The following is a 24,865-nucleotide window of genomic DNA, read 5'->3' as shown; positions in this document are numbered from 1 at the left end:
GGCTATCTTTATTATTAGTGAGCAAGAACTGGGCTACTAGATTGTTCTTGTAATACATCCGCCGATTTAGGAAGTGCGTATCCACAACATTGTTCTTCTCCTGGGAATTGATAATCTTCTGGCAGATTAACGTTCTTTTGGAAAATTAGAACCTGCTTACGGTGACCGCCGGCTTCACTAATTGGGCTTTGGTGACGCTTAAAGAAGCGAACCAGTGGTAAGGCTGTGCCTTCATCTAACTTTTCCACTTGATAACGGAAATCCTGATTTAGATTTACCAATTTATTTAACAAGGAATGAGCGTACGCTTCGCGTTGCTCCTCATTCGGCAACTCTTGATCGTCATTTAACTCAAGCCAGATTTCTAATTGATCGGAACCTGTTTCATCTTGATAGGTATAAAAAGCCTTCTTTAAAACGATTTGCTCTAAATGCTCATCCGTTGTTACTGCACGCTCTAATTCCGTAAATGCCAAGTTAGCGCCATTGAACACTACAGTTGAATCTCGCCCCCATACGAACATTAATGGAAGATTAGTTTTGGGCTGCTGGAACATTCCATATTTGGCTAAAAGCGCCTGAACATCACTTGATGCATAAACACGACCCTTATCGCCCAAATTATAACGGATGCGTGGGGAAGAACGGTCATCGCGTGTACAGGTAAATAATAAATTGTCTTCATCATCACATTCAACGTGATAGTTCATGGGATCATAATGGAATACCATGGGTAGACCTTTATTCTCACCATAAAGCTCGCGAGCAAGACCAGGATTTGTTTCAATTGCCTTACGTACCGAAATTTCATATTCCGTTTCAACACCTAAGTTAATATCTAAATCTGAGGCGCCATAAGAAGAGTAAATTTGATTAAAACCATGATTCATTAATTGATCCCGCATGGCTTCAGATATCGCCTGACCGCCTACAACACCAATTACAGAAAACTCCTCAAAATTATACCCCTTCTCTTGAGCATAGGCGGTAAGGTCTTTAAGGAATGGAGGATAACCTGCAATAATCATCTGATTTTTTTCTTTATTTAATGCATCAGCCATTGCTTTAATTTCTGAGCGATATCGTCGAATTAGCAACTGATCACCACTACCCAATTCGGAGACTGCTAAATCAAATTCCGTTGCAAGCGTTGAGGTACGCTTTTTCAGCATCGCTTTTAAGGTGGTTTCAATTAAAGTAATAATTACCTGTTTATCCTCGGCTACTAAATTAGAATGTTTATGCATGAATGCATCAACAGCAAGCTCTAATTGATGGCGCTCGTAACGTGCATTGCTTATGAGCTTATCAAGAATCTTATCTTTATCAGGACCTGTTGCAAAAACGCTTCCTGTATCACGCATTAACTCATAGGTGGTTAAGCCTGTAGCCCATGGGCCTAGAGCAAAAGCATTAATATAGGATAAGCGTCGTGCGCCAAATTGAATCCGAGCAGCTAATTGCAAAGATTTTTTAACAGTTTCCAACTCTTGCTCACCACGAACCCACTCTGTAGGTTTACCCGTAGTGCCTGTTGAGGTATCCGTTTTATAAGCGACTGGATATTTTCCTTGAAAATGGGTATCTGAGTCATGTGCTTGAAATTTAATGTAATTATCTTTTGTAGTTTCAGGAAGTTGACGAAACTCTGTTGCCGAAGTAGGAACTCCGTTAAAGCGAATAATATGGTTTTTATAAGCAGGTACTTCTTTATAGGCTTCGTGAAAACGTTTTTTGGCAAGCACTTCTCCTGCTTCCAAAATAGCAGCCTCTTTACCTACAAAAAGAAATCGAATATTAATTAACTTTGTACTAACAATTGTTTTTTGATAAAGCCAGCTTAAAAAAGAACCTTTAAAGAAATCGCTAAAACGATTAGTCCAGCTATCAACTAAACGTTGGTTATACCTTCCAGCATGACGTAAACCTTCTGCTCCTGCTTTGATTTGTTGAGGTTTTTGCTCCACACCATGATTATTATCAGTAGTCCATAATTGTTGATTCAGCGCAGCCGCTAAATCAGCATCCTGAAGTTTTTTATGAGCGTCTTCACCAAGATATTTAATCAAACTATTGCGATTAATACGAAACTCATGTAGTTCATACTTACCGGATTCATTAACTACTTCAGCTTGAAATTTGATTGTCCTATAAAACAAGGAGGCAAAACCACCATGAAATGTAACGCCATTTTTCCCTATAATATCGCGGGGATTAGTAACACCATTCTTAAATAATAACCTTTGGCCATATTCATTATGGTTAAATAAAACAACAGGGGTATTAAGTTTATAAGCGGGCATATCCATTCCTAAATTAACAATGTCGCTCTATTTTAATACACTTAGATTAATTAAATATTAAGAGAGTAAATCTGGGGAAAAAAATTATAACTTGTTGTAAACAAAAATAATCACTGCCATCTGACAACGCTACATGAATTAGCTGTTTTAATGGCAGTGGTGAAAGGAAAATGGGCTAAATTCTGAGACCTGTACCGTGTGATAAATCAGGGATTTCAAAATCCTCTTGTTTCGTTTCAGATTGGTGAAACTCATCACCTACTTTAAATTCTTTACCATCGTGATGGTATAATTTTCCATCGCCATTAGAATAAGCGGTGACATTTTTAGTTACGGGGTCAAATAAAACGAAGGGTTGATTTTTTTCACATTGCTTCATGAAAAATTTAGCGCATTCATCTTTTGAGCTAAACTTAAATTGAACGGAATTATCTTCGTGAACTTCAGGTGGTTCATAGTTTTCATTTCCAGCATATTCTTCGTTAAAGTCAGCAATAAGCTCTTCGATATTTTCGCTGCTAACTGAAATGGTTTCGGTATCTAATTTGCGTAGTTCTTCTTCTAGTTGAGAAACAGGCAATTCAGCATCCTTGATTCGTCGAAATTTCAACTTCTTAAGTTCTAGTTCCTGTTCCTCAGTTAAAGCAGCTGCGTTTCTTAATTCGATTAAACGCTGCAAATCTTGTTTTCGATTACCCATAATTTCTCCAAAGCAAAAAATTTCTATTTAATGATACGCATTTTTTTGTCATTTGGTGAGCAAAAATGTTTTTTCTTTACATGTTTCTTACAAATGTATACGCGCTAAAGCAAGAATAAAGTAAAATTTTTTAAATAGTCGACAAGCCTATGAAGAAAGGGTATAATTCGTTCATTTTTTTTACAGTTAGAGTTTTATGAATCATAAAGTAGGTTTTGTTAGCTTAGGTTGTCCTAAAGCATTAGTAGATTCAGAACGAATCATTACTCAATTACGAGCCCAAGGTTATGAGCTGGTATCCAGTTATCAAGATGCCGGTGTGGTTGTAATTAATACCTGTGGATTTATTGACAGTGCCGTTAAAGAATCATTGGATACCATTAAAGAAGCAATGGCTGAAAATGGCCGGGTTATTGTAACAGGCTGTCTTGGTGCTAAAGCTGACATTATTAAAGAAGCATGTCCTGACGTATTACATATTAGTGGCGCACATGCTTATGAAGAGGTGGTGAATGCGGTTCATGAACACCTCCCTCCTCCAGCGGACCCCTTCATGCAATTAGTACCACCGCAAGGGATAAAACTCACCCCCCGTCATTATGCTTACTTAAAAATATCTGAGGGTTGTAATCAAAAATGTACTTTTTGCATTATTCCCACTATGCGCGGTAAATTGCAAAGCTATCCTTTAGTACAAGTTTTATCTGAGGCGAAAAAATTAAAAGAGGCAGGAGTTAATGAAATTTTAGTTATTTCCCAGGATACCAGTGCCTATGGAGTGGACACCCGTTATCAAGAAGTAACCTGGCAGGGGAAAACAGTAAATACTCGTTTTTATGATTTATGCGAGCAACTCGGGGAGCTAGGTATTTGGGTGCGTCTGCATTATGTTTATCCTTACCCTCATGTAGATGAAATCATTCCCTTAATGCGCGATGGACTAATTTTGCCCTATCTTGATATACCGCTACAACATGCAAGCTCACGCGTGTTAAAAGCTATGAAGCGCCCTGCAAGCAGCGAAAATACCTTGATGCGTATCGCAGCATGGCGTGAGGTATGCCCAGACATTACTTTGCGCTCCACGTTTATAGTTGGCTTCCCAGGAGAAACAGAAGAAGAGTTTACTGAGTTACTTCACTTCTTGGAGGAGGCGCAATTAGATCGTGTAGGATGTTTTAAATATTCACCTGTTGAAGGTGCAAAAGCGAATGATTTAGCAGATCAAGTTCCTGAAGAAGTTAAGGAGGAGCGCTATCACCGCTTTATGCAATTACAAGCTGAAATTAGCCGCAAGAAATTAGCTCAAAAAATTGGCAGTATCCAAACCGTATTGATTGATGAAATTACTCCAGAACACATCATTGCACGCAGTAAAAGTGATGCTCCAGAAATTGATGGATTAGTTATATTACCACCCACACCGGGAGTAAAAGTTGGTGCATTTGCTGAGGTACATATTACCGACAGTGATGATTATGATTTATTTGCAGAGTTCACAAATTAAAAAAGTAGGTAATGATGACTGACTTAAAAATAGGCGAAGAAGTATGGATTATCAGTTTTGAAGTCGAAAATGATTTCTATTTATTATCGAAGCAAGTGATTACTGAGCTTTTAGAAGATCAGGTTGAATGTGAAGATGAATTTAATACCTTTCATGTGTCTTATGAAGATATTTATCGCAGTAAAACGGATGCCTTTAATGCCATGATTGAGCGCTTAACGCATCTAAGGGATGTAAGTTAGTTTTGGAGCCTTGCAGTAGTGTTAGTGCACCTACTGCAAGGCTACGCTTTATTCTGCCTGTACTTTAAGTGTTACTTCGATGTTACCACGTACAGCGTTGGAATAAGGGCATACATGGTGTGCTTTTTCAACCAGCTCCTCAGCATCCTTTTGGCTTAAGCCCGTAATTGTTGCTTGGAGTTCCACTCCCAGTTTAAAACCTTTTTCTGGAGTTGGGTATAAAGAAACTGTTGCTTGCATGTGTGCGTCGCTTAATGGGATTTTTTGGGTCTGCGCTACATAGCGAATAGCACTTTCAAAGCAGGCAGCGTAGCCGGCAGCAAATAACTGCTCTGGATTATTGCCATTGCCTTTCCCACCCAGCTCTTTTGGCATTGCTAAATCTAATTTCAAAAGACCATCAGTTGTTTCTACGTGCCCATTACGTCCACCATGGGTTTTAGCTGTTGCAGTATAGAGTGCGTTCATTTTTTAATCCTTTATATTGAGCTCGACTCAAAAGATAGTGATAACTCATTGCTTTGTCAAATATGACAAATATTGCTGATAAATAGCCGCGACCTGGTTGGAAATACTCTCATCGAGAATCATTCCCGGACGCAGCAACTCCAAATGTAATACATGATGATAATAACAATATGCTTTCCTTAATACTAAGAATTGTTCTTTACTTATTCTATTCGCAGTATATAAACGCTTTAATTGCCCCAGGGTCTGGGTGGAGCGTGCCAATTCTGGGCAACCGGAATTAAGTACTAAAAATTGTACTAAAAACTCTAAATCCAATAGACCGCCGGAAATATACTTCAAAGGTGATGCCTCATGATGCTGTTCGATTCGGGCTCTCATGGCAATAACTTCGTTTTGCAACATCCTCTGATCTCGGGGCATTGCCAATACATCTCTTTTCAATTGTAAGAATGCATGTTTAATCGCTTTATTCCCCGTTAAAATACGCGCTTTTAATAATGCTTGATGCTCCCAAGTCCACGCTTGTTTTTTTTGATACTCCACAAAAGAATCCATGTGGCTGACCAGTAAGCCTGCTGACCCCGAGGGTCGTAATCGCGTATCGACCGAATACAAAACTCCCGATTGGAGACGCGTGGTCAGCATATGCAAAATTTTCTGAGTTAAACGCGTGACTAATGCCTCATCTTCAGGCTTGACCGTATGTAAAAACACCAAATCCAAATCTGAGGCGTAACTCATCTCCCGGCTGCCTAATTTGCCATAAGCGATAATGGCAAAATGGGCATGCATTTGCTTCATTTCTGGATAACGCAGACTTAATTGCTCACTCGCTAAGCTTAGCACTTCATTAAGTATTACTTGTGCTACATCTGTTAAAAAGCGCCCAATCTGTACCGAGCTGCAAAACCCATAAAGTTCTGCACGTGCTGCCATAAGCCAATTAGTTAATTTAAATTGTCGCAATAACTCCTCTTTAGCCTCCATATCCGAATAATGCTTCAATTTTTCCCAAAGCAATTCCTGTAATTGCGAACGCGATAACGGACGCCACTCTTGCCCTTGGTCTAATAACACTTCTAGTAAAAATGGCTGGCTAACCAGCAAAGACGTAATAAAGGGGCTATGGGCAAACCAGAAAAGTAGTTCAGTTAAAACATGCGGGTTTTCTGTTAATAAAGCCAAATAAGCACTACGACCGACAATATTTTCTAGTAAATGTAAAACTTGCAATAAAACCTTATCCGTATGTTCCACACGCGTTAATTCGGTTAAAAGTAGAACCATAAAATGATCCAGACGCATACGTGCCCCCTGCGACAGACGGCGGCAACGAGGGCCATGGCGAAACGCATGGATCATGTGATAGCAATGTTCTGCATTATCAAAATCCAAACTAATTAATAAGTTAATCGCCATTCCTGTTTCTACGTGTCCCTGCCAAAGACTCGCAAGCTGATTCGCCAATAATCTTTTTTTATCCTCATAATAATCTACCTTTCCCATTACCGCATGGAAGGCATAACTGATAATACGTTGATACTGATGCAGCCTCTCCAAAAGCTCATCCCAAGACGCAAACCCCATAGCTAAGGTTACTTGTGCTTGCTTCATTGGGTCTTCCGGTAAAGCGTGTGTCTGCTGATCATTTTGACTTTGCAGGATATTTTCAAGCCGGCGTAAAAATAAATACGCCTGCTTTAAGGCATCACTATGATGCAGTAAAGCTTCTTGTTTTAACACCGCAAGTGCCTCTAAAGTGCTTTGTGTCTGTAATTGAGGTAGGCGGCCTCCACGAATTAATTGAAAATTTTGAATAATAAATTCTACCTCTCTAATCCCTCCCCTACCTCGCTTAATATCATCCAAACGTGGGTTGAGCTGCACTTCTCGCTCAATCATGGCTTTCATACTACGCAATGATTCAATCACGCTAAAATCTACGTAACGTCGGTAAACAAAAGGAATTATCAATCGCTCAAACCAAGGATGTACCTCATCAAGTGAGGAGGAAATGACGCGCGCCTTGACCATAGCATAGCGTTCCCAATCACGTCCTTGCTCCTGATAATAAGTCTCCATTGCCGCAAGACTTGGGACTAAAGTACCGCTATCGCCATTGGGGCGTAACCGCAGGTCCACGCGGAATATAAATCCCTCTGGAGTTATATTTTGAAATAATTGGCTAAATTGTTGGGCCACTTTATTAAAATATTGTTGATTCTCAATAACCTCTTCGCCGTCCGTTTCTCCAGTAGCTGTATAGGCAAAAATAAGATCGATATCTGAAGAATAATTTAACTCCCGGCCTCCAAGTTTCCCCATTCCCAAAGTTAATAAAGTAACTTGATTTCCCTCTTTATCTCTGGGAATACCATAACGTGAAGAAAGAGTGTATTGGCAATAATCCAAGCCATGCAAAATAAGGGCATCTGCGCAATCCGACCAAGAACGCACAACTTGTTCGGTACTACTAAGTCCTGACAGTTCAAGCAGTAATAATCGTAATAAATGTGTATGGCGAAATTGGCGTAATTCGCGGGCAAAACTTGCTTGTGGCAAGGTTAAGGAAATATTATGTACGGCTTGAAAATATTCTTCGCGCATTAATGGAGCAACCCATTTATCGACCGCTAAAAGCTGTTTGAGCAGAGAAACGTGCTTGCTTGCATAATCGCTAACTAAAACCAGTTTTTTTACTGCATCGCTTAACGGATGTGATAAATCCGAAAAATGCTTTTCAATAAACCAGGATTTAGATTCACGTAACTCGGAGGTATTTATTGGCATAAATTCGATTCTTATCCTGAATTCACATAATAATGAAATTTTTCGTTCCCAAAACTAATATCTCGTTATAATCTATAAAAATCAATCATTATTCAGTGAATTAAAATGAATTTTTTTCGTAGTCTTTTGCTTGCGGCTATTAGCTTTTCTTCTGCGCTATTTGCACAGGACCTGCCTGTGCTCAATATTGGAACTGAAAATTTTAACCCGCCCTTTGTGATGCGCGGTTCAAAAAATGAAATCTATGGCTTTGACATTGACTCGATGAATGCCTTGTGCAGAATCATGGGACGTACCTGCCATTATCACATTATGCGTTTTGATGAGCTTTTAGATGCTGTTGCCAGAAAACAAATTGATATGGCTATGAGCTCTATTACGATTACTCCAGAACGAGCCAAGCTTGTAAACTTTAGTTTACCTTATCTGCTTAGTTATTCGCGTTTTGTTACCACTCCCAAAGTAAAGACGGAACCTTTTACTTTAGAGTTTTTGAATGGCAAAAGAATTGGCTTGGAAACGGGTACTGTATTTGAGCAAGAATTAAATACCATGGGAGTTAAGAATCCAAAAATTAAATTCTACATTACTGTTTCAGACCAGCTCACAGGTTTAAATCGAGGTGAAGTAGACATTATCTTACTGGATAACCCAACCGCGAATTATTGGGCGGCGAATTCTTCCGATACCTTTAAATTAGCAGGCCCACCTTATATGTATGGTTATGGACTAGGTATTGCGGTAAATCCAGGGGAAGGCGCTTTATTGACTGCGTTAAATCAAGCCTTATTACAATATCAAGGCTCCCCTGAATATAAGCAAAATTATGATAAGTATCTATCAGAGTTTTAAGTACTTATAAGGGAAGCCTGGTTGCAGGCAGCTAATGGCACTTACTTAAGATAACGAAACATTAAGTTGCTTGCACTGTGAAGGTTACACACAAATCGCTTTCATTATTTGTTCTGGCATATCCAGCTTGTGCATCATATTTATATTATTTTTAAGATGAGAATCGACTGTAGTCATCAGATCGCGTAGGGTTTTACTGCAATCATAAAATAATTCCACTTGGAATTTTTGCAATGTACTATTGCTCAAAACCGCCATAGCCAATTCTTCGAGATCCTCGGAGCTCAAATTACAATCGATTAATGAGATAGCCTTTAAGGAAGTATTCTCTCTTATAATTTTTGCTAATCGTGTAACATCCTCATGACTTAGAGGAAAGGTATCAAATTCAGCCGTAGTTATTCCGCTATCCGCATTTTCCAACAAATGGAATAGTCGCTGCTTTCCAGCCATAGGGCCTTTATTAAAAAAGCCTCCAAATTTTTCAGACATAAATAGCTCCTACTTTAAAATAATCCAGGCGTTTTCCTCCTGAGGAAAAACGTGTTCTTTAATGATCGTTTTAATATGCTCTAAACTTCGATTCAAACCACTTCTGGTTAAAACGCCATAAGTTTTACCCATTTCTTTTTCTGTAATTAAATTTGCATTAACGGTATTATCAATTAAGACATCGAGGTCGCTCAGTGTTTTTACTAATGCTAATTGCTTATTAAATTCAATTGCCAAAGACAATTTCTTTTTAGTTAACTCATTATTACGAAACACGCAGCTGATAAAACTTAAACGCCCATCACTATTGCCTCGCGCATTAATATACCGACTCATTTCCAACTTCACCTCATTTACTAATATGGGGTCAATTGGCTTTTTACCTAATTGCTGTTGGGGTAGAACATTTGGCTGCGCTAAAGGTTTAGCCAAATGTCGAGGTACATAAAACTGACTAAAATAATTTAGATAATTCATCCAAGCAGTATCACGACGCGCGGCAAAATCAGGATCAATGAATGCTTGTTGAATAAAAAATTGGTTATAATTTGGTGGTGGAGCTAACTTGCCTTGTTGTGGAACATGAACTTCATAACCAGGAATCAGCTCTAATGCATAGTGGGCGGGGGCTATTACCTCATGAATACTATGAAATCCCGCAGCAACAATATAAACCATCACTGCCGTTAAATAATTCTTTTTTAAACTCACCGTTGGGAAGTTAGCCAAAATTTCCATTTGGCCTAAAAGCACACTCGTCATACCAGACGGGCCTGAAACATAAACCGCATCATTTTCTATTAAATCAAGAACATACTGGGATCCAAGATTAGCTCCTTGTGCCTTGCAATCGGCAGTCCATATAGAATGATGCTTGGGAAGGCCAATTTCATATTCTTCTTGTCCCCAACCCAATAAACCTAATTGCTGCGTGCTTTCTTCATTAAAAGAATTAGGCAGCTTGCCGCGATTATCAAGCACTTTATATAGAAGAGAGCCATACATTAGATGATCGGGGATATAGCCTCGATATGATGCGCCAGAGATAGAGTCTTGTAAGCCTTCGGAAAAAAATTTTTCTGCAGGCCCTTGCCATATACGGGCTACAATCTCTGCCATTTTGCCTACAGGTTTTCTTTCTATTCCTTTGATAGGAAACTTTCGAATGATGCCTTGAGCAAATTTATAATGTATGTGCATTATTTCAGCTAATTGCTCAGGCCTATTTTCTACCAGTATTTTTTTTATCTCTTCTAACGTAGGATTTTCTTCTGCTCCAAAAGAGATAACATGATAACTTCGGCTAAAAAGATCAATATAAAAAGACCAATCAAATTCTTTAAGTAGACTTAATTGCTCAATAAAAAGAAGAATTTGTGCGGACACTTCGTTTACTGCTTGCATCATTGCAGTAGTTGGGTTGCAGAATAAAACAATTGCCAGCTCCGACTCCCAACGCCGCGCCAATGGATTATCAAATTTCTCTTGAATCGTTTGCTGATACGTACTATTTAAAATATTAGTGCTCAACTCCCTAAGTAAAGCTTCATCATCAGGAAGAAGAGCACACTGAGAAATGAGCCCTTCGATACGCTCTGCACTAACTTTTAAATCTTGCTCATGATTTTCCATGGCAATTTTTAGACTGCAAATACACGCATTGATTTGGGTAATGGCACTATTTTCTTGAAAAAAAGTCCATTTAGCATAGCGCTTGCTTAACCGCGTTAGCAATAAAATAGCATAGGAATAAGCTTCTGTTTTCGATTTGAAATTCATAACCAACTACTACCTAGTACCACTTTTCTCAGTAACCGGAGCGTGAGGACTGTAAAATCAGGATTTATACATCAAGACTTTTTTTTATGCTAGTTATTTTTGTAATAAACAACAAAACCTTTATATAGCCCAATGTATTTGTACCCATAATTAGGGTACAATTATTGGTATTTTTCAGCATCTTAACTGCGGTTTCCTCAAAAAAGCACAGTTGAGAAAAGGACTTCTCATGAAAAAATATTGGTACTTAATTTACATAGTTTTTTGTTTTTATTTGTTACTCAGCATTCCGGGTACTGCCGATTCTGCAGCCTCCAAAGAAACGCGCCCAAATCTCCAGGATACAACATCTACGCGCTCGATTATTATTCCTCCTAAACTGCAGCAATTTACTTTAATTTTCAAAAAAACTGCGAACATTAGAGACCTGTATTTAACAGCGCCTGACGAAAAAAAATATTCTTTAGCTAAAGAGGACAATGGAATCTTAGCTACTGCCAATTATGGAGTAGTACAAATGCATACTCCTACAGCAGGAAAATGGGTTTTATCAGGTCCTGAAGAGCAATTGCAGGAGGTATTAATACTGGTAAATGCTAATTTAGGTACTAACTTCACCAGTGGAACCTATTTTATTGGTGAGTTAATCACATTAAATAGCTATCTTAAACAAGACGAACAGCCTATTAAATCTGACCTGGCTGCAAAAGATTTAAAAATGAATTTTGAGCTGCATAATAGCGAACATAATTTTTCTTATGTCATTCCCTATGACAAAAATGGAGTATTTACAAATGCCTTTATTTTGGACATACCGGTAGGAACTTATCAAGCAACTTTGCGGACAGAAGGGACCTATATTAACCAAAAAAAGGAATATCAAGCGGTTATTCACCCCTCCCCCTTCGAACAAATGATTAATGCCAAACATGATTCGGTAATGATTCAACTACAGTATCCTAACTTGATTAAGCCTGAAAGCGTCCATATCAAACTTATTTATAAAGACAAACCTACAAAGACGCTCTTCAAGAAAAGCAAAGACGGCTGGACTGCGGATTTATACTATTTATGTGAACGACGCGCCTTTTCAGAAGAATATGTCATTATACAAATTAACGCACAAATGGTTAGCGGCCGTCCCGTACTCTTTAAGTTATTATTAAATGGCGCAGTCTGCACCCCAGGCTATAAACCACCTGCAGAGACTGTAGACGCTAAAAAGCTATTAGAAGAAGAAATAAAAAGAAAGAGACACGCAAAACATGTATTAATCTTTGTCATATCTATTATTATTCTTTTGATTGCAGTTACTGGCTTAGCATTTTGGCTGTGGAGCAAACGTAAGAAGAAAAAAAGTGATGATATTAATATCATCGGTTGAGCTTATGTATCTTAATTATTTCTATGCCCCACGACCCCGCAGGGCATAGAATAAGGCAAGGAACAGTAGCCCGTATTAGTACAGAGGAAGTCGGCTGCAAATATTCACGCTTTTAATGTAAGGTATTTCCCTGGGTGATGCAGCGTGTAATCACCTGCCGAGTCACGAAATCCCCCTGACTCTCCCCATATAGTAGATAAAAATGCTTTGCTAAGGTAACAACCCAGCCGGATAAGCAAAAATTCATCCGCTTTTCCGTAGGATCAACAACAATTTCAAAAAGCCCTAATGAGTCACTATCCCGCTCACTAGCATATTCCTCCATAATTACACGTGCAGCATCTAAATCTCTGTCTCTGGTAGGCCAATTTTGACTCATATTATTCTTCCTAAAAAGCATGATTAGGTCTCAGTAATATTCAAATTACACGAGCAGAAATGCCTAAGCATTATCCCATGTCTTGAGCAAATACTCAATATTGAGAGTAATTTTTGAGCGATTAATCTCTTGGTAAAAAACAAGTAAACTGTGCCCTCCAGACCTGACTTTACCTAGTTATACTCCACATCTATATAGAATGTTTGCCCAGAACAGCATATGATATGTGCCATTGCATAATTTTAAAAAGCACAACATGACTTACCAAATACTACCCTCTATGCTTTCTGCTGATTTAACCCGTCTTGGCGAAGAAGTAGATGCGGTCATGCAAGCAGGAGCCGATTTTATCCATTTTGATGTTATGGACAATCATTATGTTCCCAATCTTACCTTTGGTCCTGCATTTTGTAGCGCCTTAATCACACGTTTTCCCAGCTTACCAGTAGATGTTCACCTAATGGTTGAACCTGTAGATACTCTAATTGAAGCCTTTGCTAAAGCAGGAGCCAAACGCATCAGTATTCATCATGATGCAACCATTCATTTAGATAGAAGCCTGCAACTCATACACGATTTAGGCTGTGAAGCGGGCCTGGTACTTAACCCTGCCACGTCTACTGAGGTACTTACTTGGTGTGCTCATAAGTTAGATTTTGTTTTGGTTATGACAGTAAATCCGGGATTTGGCGGTCAAAAATTGATTCCAGAAATTATTAATAAAATAACGCAAATTCGCCAATCTTACCCACTGTTGGACCTCTGTGTTGATGGTGGTGTGAGCATCCAAAACATTGCACACTTAGCACGCGCGGGAGCCAATCAATTTGTTGCTGGTTCCGCTGTATTTAACAGCGATGACTATAAAAAAACAATAGCCTCCATGCGTGAACAATTAATGACTATTAATGCCGATGAAAAATAATTTATGAAAAAAATAATTATCCTGCTATGCGGACTTATCAGCGCACATACAAGTCAGGCCCTTACTGGACCAGAATATATGGAGCGCTTTAACACTTATGTTGCTTTAAGCAAGAACCTACCAGTTACCCCAACGCCTGTCTTTCTTGAATTTGTTAAAGGGACGACCCCTCTTTCCAATAAATTGCGCGAACGTTGGCTTTATGAATTAGCACGAACTAAAGATTGGGTCAGCTACACCCAATATTATCAACCATCTACTGATTTAAATCTTGCCTGCTATGAGCAAATCGCTAAGTATAATCTTGGCGCTCGCCAAGAAGCATTAAAAGATTCAATTCCCCTATGGCTTAGTGGTGAGTCCAGGCCTGCTGCCTGCAATAACTTATTTGAGCTTTTAATGCATGATGAAAATTTTGATCAAAATTTAATTAGCCAGCGGATCGCACTTGCTTTAGACCGACGCAACATTCAATTGGCACGTTATTTGTTAAAACAATACAAAACACCTCACCTAACAGACATCCAGACCTTAAATGCTGTAGTACAAAACCCAAGCGCCATTAGCAAGCTTAGTCCAGGAGGCCTAAATGGTGAGTTTTATCTTTATGGTCTAAAACGCATGGTTTCCATCAATATGGATAAGGCGCTGCAATTATGGCAACAAAGCAAAACATCGAAGCTTTTAAACCAAGCGCAACAGCAGGCATTTCTAGCTCATGTTGCTTTGTATAAAGCAATGCGCAATAGCGAAGACACCTCTGTATGGTTTGCGAAAGTAGCCCCCCAATATTACAACGATACTTTGCTTGATTGGGAAATACGTTACGCCTTAAAACGCGAAGACTGGAAAGAAGTAAGTACCTTAATTAATAATTCTAAAAACAAAGAAGCGCCCTGCTGGCAATACTGGCTAGGACGCTCTTTGGAAGAACAAGGTAAAATCGCTGAGGCACGAGCTGTGTACGAGCCCTTAGCGAAAAGCCGACAATATTATGGTTTTCTTGCCAGCTTACGTCTTAAACAAACCCCAAGCTTTGTTAATGAAGCCCCCATACAAAACTTGAATGTATTAAAGCCCTATCAAGAATTTCTAGATCAGGTAAAAACGCTATATCAGAGTAAAAATACCCTGCCCGCTTCTCGCCTATTGAATGATTTTATTAGCGAATTACCCAAAGATGAGGCCAGCGCGCTGGTTTATTGGATTGATACCACGTTGCAATGGCATGGCAAATCAGTTTACTTAAGCAATACAGATCGCCTCAATAACCAACTTATTTTGCGCTTCCCTCTCGCTTATAAAACAGCCATACAGCAATACGCTAAAAAATACGCCGTATCTCCAGAATTTATTTACGCCATTATCCGTCAGGAAAGTGGTTTTAGGGAGGATGCCACCTCTACGGTTGGAGCACGCGGTTTGATGCAGGTCATGCCCTATACCGCAGGGGTTGTTTCTAAAGCAGATAAAATTTCCTATCAGAATAAGGATCAATTATTTTTATCAGAAAAGAACATCAACATTGGAGTAGCTTATTTAAAACAATTGGCAAAACGATTTGATAATCATCCTATTCTTATCGCGGCAGCCTATAATGCAGGCCCCAAACAAGTGGTCTATTGGCTAAGAAGCCATCCACCAAAAGAAATCGATGTCTGGATTGAAACATTACCTTGGCAAGAAACTCGAAACTACTTGAAGAATGTGATGGCATTTTATGTAGTCTATCAATATAGGTTAAATCAAAAACCAAATCTCGCTCGTTTCCTGGAGCCTTTATAACTTATAAAGCTCCAAGGAACCTTGCCACATACTACCTAATGCTTATTGGTAGGCTGGGCTGTAAAGCCCAGCATAAATTATTCGCGATGAGACGCCTCTTAAGACAAGCCCTTTAGGTTTCATCATGTAAGCATCCCCAGCCCATCCCTAGGTTGTTAAGAACAGCAATTTTTCTTTTAGCCACTCTTGACTATTTACAAAGAGTAGTTATTCTTGCGACTTTTTTTCCATCATAGGGATATCAATTATGTTAAAAAACTGGCAAAAGAAATTTCCACAATGCTTTAAGAGGCATCCCAACATTTTTACTGAACTAACATCTACATCCCAAGAAAAGCTTTCTGTTCTCTTGAAAGAGCTTGATGAATCAGAATTATTAAATGAGCATACCGTCAATTACCTATTAAATAATGCCACCAAGTCTGATGAATGTATCGAACTTATTGCTCAAATGCTAAAAGGAGGGGTAGCTGTTGAGCATATTCCCAACTTCATGGAAAAATATATTGTCGCCGATGGATTAAGTCGAGCAATTACCTTATTTGATCTAAGTAGTTTTAATTACCACGAAGAGCATTTATTAAAATTAAGCGTATTAACCCAAGTACTTGCCAATCCCTTATGTCAAACTATTTTTGATGCAAGATTACGCTCTTTTTCAGATTACACCATACCCACTGAACCATTACGTCCACAAGATGCAAATCGCATTATTCAACAACTTTGCAATTTACAGCACGAAGAAAGCAGAATTCGCACTTTTTTTAACTTTTTTGCAGAATTTCGCCCTATCCCTTGCAGCCAGGACTATCTTACAGAAATAGATTGTGCGGACCAGGTAGTTAGGGCCTTAGAGTTATATTGCATCACTAAAATTACCGCCATTAGGTCTTATCAAGACCGCATGAATATGAAAGAAATGATACTGCTATTACAAAAACAAGGAGGGAATAGGATTCATTTTGAGGCAATTAAATACCAGGTCGCAAGTGTCCTAGAAGAAGAAAATTGGGGCTCAACTAAAAATTATGATCAACTAATGCATGAGATATGGCAGGCCCTGATTCAACCTCAAACAGCGCTGAGTGATTTTTCAACACTCGATAAGATGAGAGAGACTCCACTTATAACAAATACGCCAACTTTATTATTCCTGCAACAAGCTCCCACAGATAGCATGGAATTACAAGATAACAGCGAAGCCTATTCAATGAGCCAATAAATCGGAGAGCCGCTTATCGCCTGCGAATGAAGAACCCAGATGAATTTTAAGAAAGCACCGTCTGGGTTATTTCTCTTTATTGATAAGAGTGTACATTACGAGCAAAACGTAGCAGGACATGATTAGCGCGTGCTGCTGCTTGATGTACTGCAGCCTCAGGGCTGATTAAACCTGCAAACATTGCCTCCAAAACTTCATCATTAATATTACGAATTTGGTTTTGCGGCCCCAAATATTTCAATGGCGTTTCTTGCATGCTGCTGCTTAAATCAACTTGAGCCAACGCTAAATTAGGATGCTGGCTTGATTTTACGATGTCTGCATACTGACCTTGTAAACCTAAGGGCAGATACCCTGTATGCTCATGCCAACGCAGTTGGTTTCTTGGTTGAGCAATAAATGCAAAAAACTCAGCTATCCCCTTATATTTGATCTTCTCTTGCCCGGCCACAGCCCATAAAGCCGCCCCACCTGCTACATTGGCATGACGTACCTTACTGATTTGAGTGTCCAAGGGCATGGTAGTCGCTCCCAAACGAAATGGCACTAAAGCAGCAAGACTATTATAAGCTCCAGAAGACTGACTAAAAAGAGGACAAACATTACTGGTAAATAAAATGGTGGCATCATCTACCCGTCCTGCATAACGAAAATAACGTTGTGAATGCCAGCGTTGCAAGCGCTTAAAATGACTAATTAATTGCGGAGTATCAAAAACTGCCTTTTGAGGCTTGCCTTGTGTTAACGGCAAGCCATGAATCGCTAAAAAAGACTCAAAAAGTACCCAGCCGGGATAAGCGGTAGTATAAGCACATTCATAACCTGCTTTTTTAAGCTTTTGGGCTAAGACTTCCATCTCCTCCCAAGTTTGAGGAAAATTGCTCCCGCTATATCCTACTTTAGCAAGTGCATCCGCGTTATAGTACAAAGTGGGAACAGAGAGGTTAAAGGGCAAAGCCTGTAACCGTCCGTTTTTACTGTAAAATTCCCGAATTGAGGGAATAAAATCCTCTTTAGGCAGACTAACTCCTTGTTCGTGCATTAGCTCATCCACAGGCTTAATTGCCCCTTGAGTTGAATGCATAATTGCCGTGCCTACTTCAAAGATTTGTACCATTGCCGGTGGTTGGTGAGCTCTGAACGCTGCGGCAAAACTAGTTAGGGTTTCAACATAATTCCCTTTGTAAACAGGTTTAACAACATATTGCGCTTGGCTCTTATTAAAATCATCCGCAAGCAGCTTAACTTCATCCCCCAAATGCCCTGCCATACCATGCCAAAGCACTAACTCAACAGGCTTTGCATACAAAGGTAAGGCACATAAGAATGCCAATAAACAAATGCTCAATTTGTTCATGCTAAGAGATCTGGATAGTCACTAAAAATAGCATCTACGCCCCACTTGAATAGTTTATTCGCTTGGCGTTTACGGTTCACTGTATAAGCACAAACTACATACCCCTGATCTTTAACAGCTTTAACTCGATCTGCGGTCAAAATCTTTCGATTAAAATGAATCGAAAAACAGTCTAATTGTTTCGCTTTTTTCAGCCATTGCTCATCCCACTCGTGAAAGAGTAACCCTAGAGGCATCTCTGGCGCTAAATTACGGCACATCACTAAAGCATCCCAGGAAAAGCTGGAAACTAATGGCAAAGCCTTTCCTTCCGGCCAGAATCGATTAATATGGGTAAGAACTGATACTGCGGTTTGCTCATCGGTTCCAGGATAAGGCTTAATTTCGATATTCGCTTGCATATCAGAGCGAACCAGCCATTCCAAAACTTCTTGAAAATGAGGAATTGGCTCATCTTTGTATTTTCGGGAAAACCAAGAGCCAGCATCTAAGGAGCGCAGATACTCGGCACTAACCTTTCCGATTTCCCCACGCCCATTCGATGTTCTTTTTAACTTGTCATCATGGAATATAAACGGCTCGCCATCTTCACTGCACATTACATCAAACTCAATGAAACGGCAGCCCATTTCCAATGCTTTATTAAATGCAGCGAATGTGTTTTCAGGTGCGTATGCCGATGCGCCACGATGGCCAATAACTTGTTCAACAACCAAGAAATTTACTCCTCAATACTTTAAATAATCAGGCAACTGCCTCTATGGTTTCCGATTAGATGCTGCCTCAACTACTGCAGTCAAAGTCAGCTCATTACTTACGGCAACCTCAGGCATAGCCCCTGGCGCCGCTGAGCCCACTGCCATAGTCATCATGGTATTCTCTTTATAAGCTCTTAATGGTTGCGCTGGGGGATTATTCCCAGAAACAAAAACTAAATTGCTCACACTGTAATTTTGCGTTGGGTATATCTTATTTAATCGTCCGAGCTCATCATTTACTTGCTGGTATAATTGCTCGCGTACCTTAACCAAAACCGCCTGAACTTCTTCAAGGCTTGGTTTAAATTCTACACTGCCAACTTCATATTTAGCACCAGGTACACTTACTGATTTTGCATTTTGGTAAATATCCGTTAGCGCCGTCTGGTTCACTCGTGCCTGGGCTTGAACATAGAGTTTTTCCAAGCCTGAATTGTCTTGTGAACGCTCAAAGGCAATTAAATGCCAATCTCCGGCAGCAATTTTATTTAATCGTTCCATAATATCAGAACGCGCTTTAACTAAATCTGCATTCGACAAGGTAACATTTATATTAACACCCAATAATGCCGATTGAGTTGTCACCCATTGCTTTGCAGAAACTTGGAAAAGAACTTTATCGAGAACCATCTGTGGTGGAAATACTGCATCTGCCGCGAAAGCAAATGGAGTAATTGCCATCAAAGCAAGTACCTTAGCAACAGCCTGTCGCATAACCGTCTCCAAATTGATAAGTAAATATATACCGAACCCAAGTTAGTTTATACCAGCAACTCATCAGAAACCAAATTATCATTGATTTAATTTTTAAATAGGACTATAACTTCTGCAAAAAAATATTCGTAACAGGAGTGTAGGTAATGATGTCTGTTGAAAATATAAGCACTGACAATTCAGCACGAGCTGATGATGATTTCTTAGAATACGCGCTTGCGCATGGATTTGGTGATTTACACTTTAAAGTAGATCCAGAAACAGGCATGAAAGCAATTATTGCCATACACAATACCAAGTTAGGTCCCGCTTTAGGCGGCTGTCGTTTTATTGAATATCCTAATACTGCCGCGGCACTTAAAGACGCCATGCGCCTTGCCCGTGGCATGAGTTACAAAGCTGCGTCTGTCAATTTACCTTTAGGCGGTGGTAAATCAGTAATTATCAAACCACGTGGTTCCTTTGACCGTGTGGGCTATATGCATAAATTTGGCCAATTTGTTAATGAGTTAAATGGCCGCTATATTACCGCCTTAGACAGTGGTACGCTCTTAAGTGATATGGACATTATTGGTGAGCATACCAACCATGTAGCCAGTTTATCTAAGTATGATGGTGATCCATCTCCATCAACCGCACGCGGAATTTTACGTGGCATTCAAGCTGCTGTTGCATTCAAATTGGGCAAAGATAATCTGAAGGGTGTGCATGTTGCTATTCAAGGCTTAGGCCATGTAGGTTATTTACTTGCGCAACATTTGCATGAGTTAGGAGCGAACTTAACAGTTGCGGATATATCTCCTGCTGCAGTAGAAAAGGCAATTAAAGAATTCGGAGCTAAACCAGTAACTACTGAAGAAATTCATAAAGTTCCTTGTGATGTATTTGCACCCTGTGCCTTAGGTGCAATACTCAATGATATTACGATTCCACAATTGCAAACTACAATTGTTGCTGGTGCAGCAAATAACCAACTCGCTCATACCTATCATGGGAAAGTGTTGCATCAAAAAGGAATCTTATTAGCTGTGGATTATGTAATTAATGCAGGCGGATTGATTTTTGCAGCATCTAAATATCTGCATACCCCTGAAAGCAAAATCAATGAGCAAATTGATCATATTCGTGAGCATTTAACTGAAATTTTTGTTCGCTCAGCAAAAGAAAATATACCCACCAATGAAATTGCCGATGCAATGGCTCAAGAGAAATTAGCATAATGAAACAATTAAGCCTAACTCCTAAGCTTTATGAGTACATTTTAGATAAATCATTGCGCGAGCATCCTACTTTGGAACGCTTGCGCAAGGACACTTCCTTGATGGAGCTGGCAAACATGCAGGTTGCGCCAGAGCAAGCGCAGTTCATGCAATTTCTTTTACGCACTATAGGTGCCAAAAATGTGTTGGAACTAGGTACATTTACTGGTTATAGTGCCTTAGCTATGTCTTTAGCCTTGCCTGATGATGGCCGCTTAATTACCTGTGATATTAGTGCCCAATGGACTAAAAAAGCGCATCTTTTTTGGGAAGAAGCCGAACAAGATCAGAAGATTGAGTTACGTCTTGGACCTGCCCTAGACTCATTGCATGCACTTATTAATGAGGGTTGGGAGCAAAAATTTGATTTTATTTTTATTGATGCGGATAAAACCAACTACGTGCAATACTATGAATTGGCATTAAAATTGATTCAGCCTAAAGGTATTATTGCTATTGATAATGTTCTTTGGGATGGTAAAGTGATCGATGAGCAGGACACGAACGGTCAGACCCGAGAGATAAAAAAGCTTAATGATTTGATTAAAAATGACAAGCGGGTGTTTACCAGTATGTTGCCTATTGCTGACGGATTATTTTTAGTGCACTTAGCATAGGCTTAAGTTATAACTTAAGCCCAAAGCCGGATAAGGAAACCTATAAAGGAGTATAATGAATGCAAATAAATGAGAACCCATGTGGATTGGATGGCTTTGCTTTTTTAGAGTTCTCAGGACCTGACAAAAACCGCCTACATCAACAATTTCTTGATATGGGCTTTCAAATTACCGCGACTCATAAAGATCAAGACATTGCCTTATTTCAGCAAGGGCAAATTCAATTTATAGTCAATGCAACAACAAACAGTCAAGCAGCAGTTCATGCAGCCACTCATGGCCCTGGAGCCTGTGCAATGGGCTTTAAAGTGCGTGATGCGCAAGCTGCTTTTGCGCATGCAATCAAACATGGGGCCACAGCTTTTGAAGATTGCGAACATGCCCATCATGGCTTGCCAGCAATTCAAGCGATTGGCGGTAGCGTCATTTATTTTGTTGATGATCAACACCAACCGTTTGCTCAACACTGGACGAATAAATCGGATGCGACAGTAGATGGCAATGGTCTGTTACTTATTGATCACCTAACTCATAACGTCTTTCGTGGTAACATGGATAAATGGGCTCATTTCTATGAGCGGATTTTTAACTTCCAAGAAATTCGTTATTTTAATATCAAAGGTAAAATGACTGGTTTGCTTAGCCGTGCTTTAGGAAGTCCCTGTGGAAAAATCAAAATTCCTCTAAATGAATCTAAAGATGATGTATCGCAAATTGAAGAGTTTCTCCATGAGTATCATGGTGAAGGCATACAACATATGGCCTTAACCACAGACAATATTTATCACACCGTACATAGTCTAAGAGAACAAGGGGTTCAGTTCCTTGATGTTCCAGATACCTATTATGAAATGTTGCAAGACCGCCTTCCATGGCATCAAGAATCAGTAAAACAACTTCATCAAGAAAAAATATTGATTGACGGTGAGGCTGATCCCAAGCATGGTTTATTATTGCAAATCTTTACTGAGAATATGTTTGGCCCAGTATTTTTTGAAATTATCCAACGTAAAGGCAACCAAGGATTTGGTGAAGGAAACTTTCAAGCGTTATTTGAAGCAATTGAACGTGACCAAATAAAACGCGGTACCTTAAAAGAAGTTCAGTAGGAGTCCCTATGAAATTAGCGACATTAAAATCAGCCTCTTCACGAGATGGGGAATTATGTGTGGTCAATCAAGCATTGACCCATGCCATACGCGTTCCACACATTGCAGGTAATATGCAATACGCGCTGGATTATTGGCAGCAGGTTGAACCTGAACTACAAAAAATATACCAACAGTTGAATGAACAGTGTTTAGAAAATACCTTTGCATTCGATCCCAAACACTGTACTTCACCTCTGCCCCGTGCGTATCAATGGGCTGATGGTAGTGCGTATGTTAACCATGTTGAATTAGTCCGCAAAGCGCGCGGCGCAGAAATGCCCGAAGATTTCTGGACTAATCCTTTGATGTATCAAGGAGGCTCTGATACCTTCCTTGGCCCAAGAGATCCCATTCTTGCTGCAGATGAAGCCTATGGCATTGATTTTGAAGCAGAAGTTGCCGTGATTACTGATGATGTACCCATGGGGATAGATGCTGAAGATGCGAGCAAGCATATTAAATTACTAATGCTCGTTAACGATGTATCTTTACGTAATTTAATCCCTGGAGAACTGGCCAAAGGTTTTGGTTTTTTCCAGTCAAAACCATCGAGCAGTTTCTCCCCAGTAGCCATTACTCCAGATGAGCTTGCACAATCCTGGGATGGCCAGCGTGTGCATTTACCCCTTCTCAGCCATTTAAATGGAACACTATTTGGTCAGCCTGATGCGGGCGTTGATATGACCTTTTCATTTACTGAATTAGTGCAACATGCTGCAAAAACAAGAGCGTTAAGTGCAGGAACGATTATTGGCTCAGGAACTGTATCTAATTTAGATCGCAGTAAAGGTTCTTCCTGTATAGCAGAAAAACGAATGCTGGAAATCATTGAACAAGGTCAAGCCAAAACTCCATTTATGCATTTTGGAGATACTATTCGTATTGAAATGCTGGATAAACAAGGCAAGAGTCTTTTTGGTGCCATTGAGCAAACCGTGAAGCTGGCTTAACGATGAAACTTTACGATTACTTTCGCTCCACCGCCTGTTATCGCGTACGTATTGCGATGAATCTTAAAGGCATTAATTATGAAAAAATTAATGTGCACTTAGTTAATAATGGTGGTGAGCAGCATAGCCGCGAATACCAGCAAGTCAACCCACAAGAGTTAGTCCCTTGCTTGGAACTAGATGGGCAGATGATTAACCAATCCTTAGCCATCATCGAATATTTAGAAGAAGCCTACCCTACCCCAGCATTACTGCCCGCAGATCCCTTTGCTAAAGCAACCGTGAGGTCCCTGGCATTAATGGTTGCGTGTGATATGCATCCATTAAATAATTTAAGAGTATTAGGTCAGTTGAAAGCAGAGTTTAATGCGAACGATTCTCAGGTCACACAATGGTATCATCATTGGTTAAAAAAAGGATTTGATGCGCTTGAAACTAAACTAAAAACCATCAAACGCACCCAACCTTTTTGTGTGGGAGATAGTGTGTCAATAGCAGATCTTTGCCTTATTCCACAAGTATTTAATGCAAAACGTTTTAATTTTGCTTTGGATGATTACTCTTTGATCCGTGAAATTGATGCTCATTGCTTAGCGTTAAAAGCCTTTCAAGATGCAGCTCCAAAGGAAGCGTAGGCTATACAGTATTAGATTGCTCTTATTAAAACCAAGCCTTTGCTAACTCCGAGGTTACCACTCCCTCTGGCGTTTTTTCCAACATGCTCCAAGTGGTTTTACAACGTTGTAAATAACCTAATAATAGATTTTCGTTAGTACAACGATATCGAACCGGCATTTCATCATAAACTTCGTTTGAATAAATCGCTAAACAGCGCTCTCCATTAGATAACTCAATCCCCCAGGGATAAGTACGAGACATGTCAAGCGTCTCGTTTTGTGCATTATTTAAAGGGACAGATACATTAATTTGTACGCTGTCTGCAACCCAAGGTGATTGTGGGCACAAAGCTTCTTTTCGATTAGTTCCCGCTTTAACAAAACAAGGATCATAGGTTTTACCTTCAGCCTCACAACGCCACGCATCCTCCCGTACAATAATCCGTGATTGCGACAGACAATATCCCCCAACAGTGCGTTTTACGATAGGCATTACCTGGCCGGTAGCCTCGCCATAAGGTCTGTATAGTTTCAACACAGTATCTTTAGCCTGTATCAAGGTCGAACAACAAAATAATAATGCAAATAAAACTCTTTGCTTCATAATGCTC

23 protein-coding genes are annotated in these 24,865 nt (G+C 39.6%); 12 read left to right on the top strand and 11 right to left on the bottom strand.

Annotation, left to right across the window (positions count from 1 at the left end; translation table 11 throughout):
- Positions 1-14: 14 nt before the first annotated feature.
- Positions 15-2,303, bottom strand: a complete 2,289-nt coding sequence (locus BN3124_RS04280) for a phenylacetate--CoA ligase family protein (RefSeq protein WP_058533626.1) — start codon at positions 2,301-2,303, stop codon at positions 15-17.
- Positions 2,304-2,478: 175 nt separating this feature from the next.
- Positions 2,479-3,003: a hypothetical protein gene (locus BN3124_RS04275; RefSeq protein ID WP_058533625.1), complete on the bottom strand. Its 525-nt coding sequence runs from the start codon at positions 3,001-3,003 to the stop codon at positions 2,479-2,481.
- Positions 3,004-3,199: 196 nt separating this feature from the next.
- On the opposite strand from BN3124_RS04275, the gene rimO reads away from it, so the two are divergent.
- Complete coding sequence (rimO, locus tag BN3124_RS04270; protein ID WP_058533624.1) at positions 3,200-4,510, top strand: 30S ribosomal protein S12 methylthiotransferase RimO; 1,311 nt, start codon at positions 3,200-3,202, stop codon at positions 4,508-4,510.
- A gap of 11 nt (positions 4,511-4,521) precedes the next feature.
- On the top strand, positions 4,522-4,752 hold the full coding sequence (locus BN3124_RS04265; RefSeq protein WP_230849064.1) for a hypothetical protein: 231 nt from the start codon (positions 4,522-4,524) through the stop codon (positions 4,750-4,752).
- 48 nt (positions 4,753-4,800) lie between these two features.
- Here the strand turns inward: BN3124_RS04265 and BN3124_RS04260 are convergent, their stop codons facing one another.
- Together BN3124_RS04260 and glnE are read right to left on the bottom strand one after the other, a co-directional pair.
- Positions 4,801-5,220 carry an organic hydroperoxide resistance protein gene (locus tag BN3124_RS04260; RefSeq protein ID WP_058533622.1) on the bottom strand — a complete coding sequence of 140 codons (420 nt, stop codon included), beginning with the start codon at positions 5,218-5,220 and terminating at the stop codon, positions 4,801-4,803.
- 45 nt (positions 5,221-5,265) lie between these two features.
- Positions 5,266-8,013 (bottom strand): bifunctional [glutamate--ammonia ligase]-adenylyl-L-tyrosine phosphorylase/[glutamate--ammonia-ligase] adenylyltransferase, encoded by a 2,748-nt coding sequence (gene glnE, locus BN3124_RS04255; protein WP_058533621.1) that lies wholly within the window; start codon positions 8,011-8,013, stop codon positions 5,266-5,268.
- 105 nt (positions 8,014-8,118) lie between these two features.
- Here glnE and BN3124_RS04250 point away from each other — a divergent pair, with 105 nt between their 5' ends.
- Positions 8,119-8,865: a transporter substrate-binding domain-containing protein gene (locus tag BN3124_RS04250; RefSeq protein ID WP_058533620.1), complete on the top strand. Its 747-nt coding sequence runs from the start codon at positions 8,119-8,121 to the stop codon at positions 8,863-8,865.
- A gap of 84 nt (positions 8,866-8,949) precedes the next feature.
- Here BN3124_RS04250 and BN3124_RS04245 read toward each other — a convergent pair whose 3' ends face one another.
- Positions 8,950-9,357: a hypothetical protein gene (locus BN3124_RS04245; RefSeq protein ID WP_058533619.1), complete on the bottom strand. Its 408-nt coding sequence runs from the start codon at positions 9,355-9,357 to the stop codon at positions 8,950-8,952.
- 9 nt (positions 9,358-9,366) lie between these two features.
- A complete protein-coding gene (locus tag BN3124_RS04240; protein ID WP_058533618.1) occupies positions 9,367-11,136 on the bottom strand; it encodes a hypothetical protein in 1,770 nt (589 codons plus the stop codon).
- A 229-nt stretch (positions 11,137-11,365) separates the two neighbouring features.
- On the opposite strand from BN3124_RS04240, the gene BN3124_RS04235 reads away from it, so the two are divergent.
- Positions 11,366-12,520 (top strand): hypothetical protein, encoded by a 1,155-nt coding sequence (locus BN3124_RS04235; RefSeq protein WP_058533617.1) that lies wholly within the window; start codon positions 11,366-11,368, stop codon positions 12,518-12,520.
- 112 nt (positions 12,521-12,632) lie between these two features.
- Here the strand turns inward: BN3124_RS04235 and BN3124_RS04230 are convergent, their stop codons facing one another.
- A complete protein-coding gene (locus BN3124_RS04230; RefSeq protein WP_058533616.1) occupies positions 12,633-12,899 on the bottom strand; it encodes a hypothetical protein in 267 nt (88 codons plus the stop codon).
- Positions 12,900-13,155: 256 nt separating this feature from the next.
- Between BN3124_RS04230 and rpe the strand changes: the two genes are divergently transcribed.
- From rpe to BN3124_RS04215, 3 genes are all read left to right on the top strand, one after another.
- Positions 13,156-13,824 carry a ribulose-phosphate 3-epimerase gene (rpe, locus tag BN3124_RS16960; protein ID WP_058533615.1) on the top strand — a complete coding sequence of 223 codons (669 nt, stop codon included), beginning with the start codon at positions 13,156-13,158 and terminating at the stop codon, positions 13,822-13,824.
- Between the two features lie 3 nt (positions 13,825-13,827).
- Positions 13,828-15,609, top strand: a complete 1,782-nt coding sequence (locus BN3124_RS04220) for a transglycosylase SLT domain-containing protein (protein ID WP_058533614.1) — start codon at positions 13,828-13,830, stop codon at positions 15,607-15,609.
- Positions 15,610-15,856: 247 nt separating this feature from the next.
- Positions 15,857-16,831, top strand: a complete 975-nt coding sequence (locus BN3124_RS04215; RefSeq protein ID WP_058533613.1) for a hypothetical protein — start codon at positions 15,857-15,859, stop codon at positions 16,829-16,831.
- Between the two features lie 76 nt (positions 16,832-16,907).
- Here BN3124_RS04215 and BN3124_RS04210 read toward each other — a convergent pair whose 3' ends face one another.
- From BN3124_RS04210 to BN3124_RS04200, 3 genes are read right to left on the bottom strand one after another with little or no spacing between them, the layout of a single operon-like run.
- The gene (locus BN3124_RS04210) at positions 16,908-18,188 is read right to left on the bottom strand and encodes an extracellular solute-binding protein (protein ID WP_058533612.1); all 1,281 of its coding nucleotides are present in this window, start codon (positions 18,186-18,188) and stop codon (positions 16,908-16,910) included.
- Positions 18,185-18,904 (bottom strand): glycerophosphodiester phosphodiesterase, encoded by a 720-nt coding sequence (ugpQ, locus tag BN3124_RS04205; RefSeq protein ID WP_058533611.1) that lies wholly within the window; start codon positions 18,902-18,904, stop codon positions 18,185-18,187. The genes BN3124_RS04210 and ugpQ overlap by 4 nt, the downstream gene beginning before the upstream one ends.
- A 42-nt stretch (positions 18,905-18,946) precedes the next feature.
- Positions 18,947-19,660: a hypothetical protein gene (locus BN3124_RS04200; protein ID WP_058533610.1), complete on the bottom strand. Its 714-nt coding sequence runs from the start codon at positions 19,658-19,660 to the stop codon at positions 18,947-18,949.
- Between the two features lie 146 nt (positions 19,661-19,806).
- On the opposite strand from BN3124_RS04200, the gene BN3124_RS04195 reads away from it, so the two are divergent.
- From BN3124_RS04195 to maiA, 5 genes are read left to right on the top strand one after another with little or no spacing between them, the layout of a single operon-like run.
- Complete coding sequence (locus tag BN3124_RS04195) at positions 19,807-20,880, top strand: Leu/Phe/Val dehydrogenase (protein WP_058533609.1); 1,074 nt, start codon at positions 19,807-19,809, stop codon at positions 20,878-20,880.
- Positions 20,880-21,536 carry an O-methyltransferase gene (locus BN3124_RS04190; protein WP_058533608.1) on the top strand — a complete coding sequence of 219 codons (657 nt, stop codon included), beginning with the start codon at positions 20,880-20,882 and terminating at the stop codon, positions 21,534-21,536. The genes BN3124_RS04195 and BN3124_RS04190 overlap by 1 nt, the downstream gene beginning before the upstream one ends.
- A 59-nt stretch (positions 21,537-21,595) precedes the next feature.
- The gene (gene hppD, locus BN3124_RS04185; protein WP_058533607.1) at positions 21,596-22,645 is read left to right on the top strand and encodes a 4-hydroxyphenylpyruvate dioxygenase; all 1,050 of its coding nucleotides are present in this window, start codon (positions 21,596-21,598) and stop codon (positions 22,643-22,645) included.
- Between the two features lie 8 nt (positions 22,646-22,653).
- Entirely contained in the window at positions 22,654-23,637 is a 984-nt protein-coding gene (locus BN3124_RS04180) for a fumarylacetoacetate hydrolase family protein (protein WP_058533606.1), read from the top strand.
- Between the two features lie 2 nt (positions 23,638-23,639).
- Positions 23,640-24,272 (top strand): maleylacetoacetate isomerase, encoded by a 633-nt coding sequence (gene maiA / locus BN3124_RS04175; RefSeq protein WP_058533605.1) that lies wholly within the window; start codon positions 23,640-23,642, stop codon positions 24,270-24,272.
- 25 nt (positions 24,273-24,297) lie between these two features.
- On the opposite strand, the gene BN3124_RS04170 is transcribed toward maiA, so the two are convergent.
- On the bottom strand, positions 24,298-24,858 hold the full coding sequence (locus BN3124_RS04170; RefSeq protein ID WP_058533604.1) for a hypothetical protein: 561 nt from the start codon (positions 24,856-24,858) through the stop codon (positions 24,298-24,300).
- Positions 24,859-24,865 lie beyond the last annotated feature (7 nt).

The sequence above is a fragment of the Legionella saoudiensis genome, assembly GCF_001465875.1.
GTDB lineage: Bacteria > Pseudomonadota > Gammaproteobacteria > Legionellales > Legionellaceae > Legionella > Legionella saoudiensis.
This window is presented reverse-complemented; position numbering and strand designations above follow the sequence as displayed.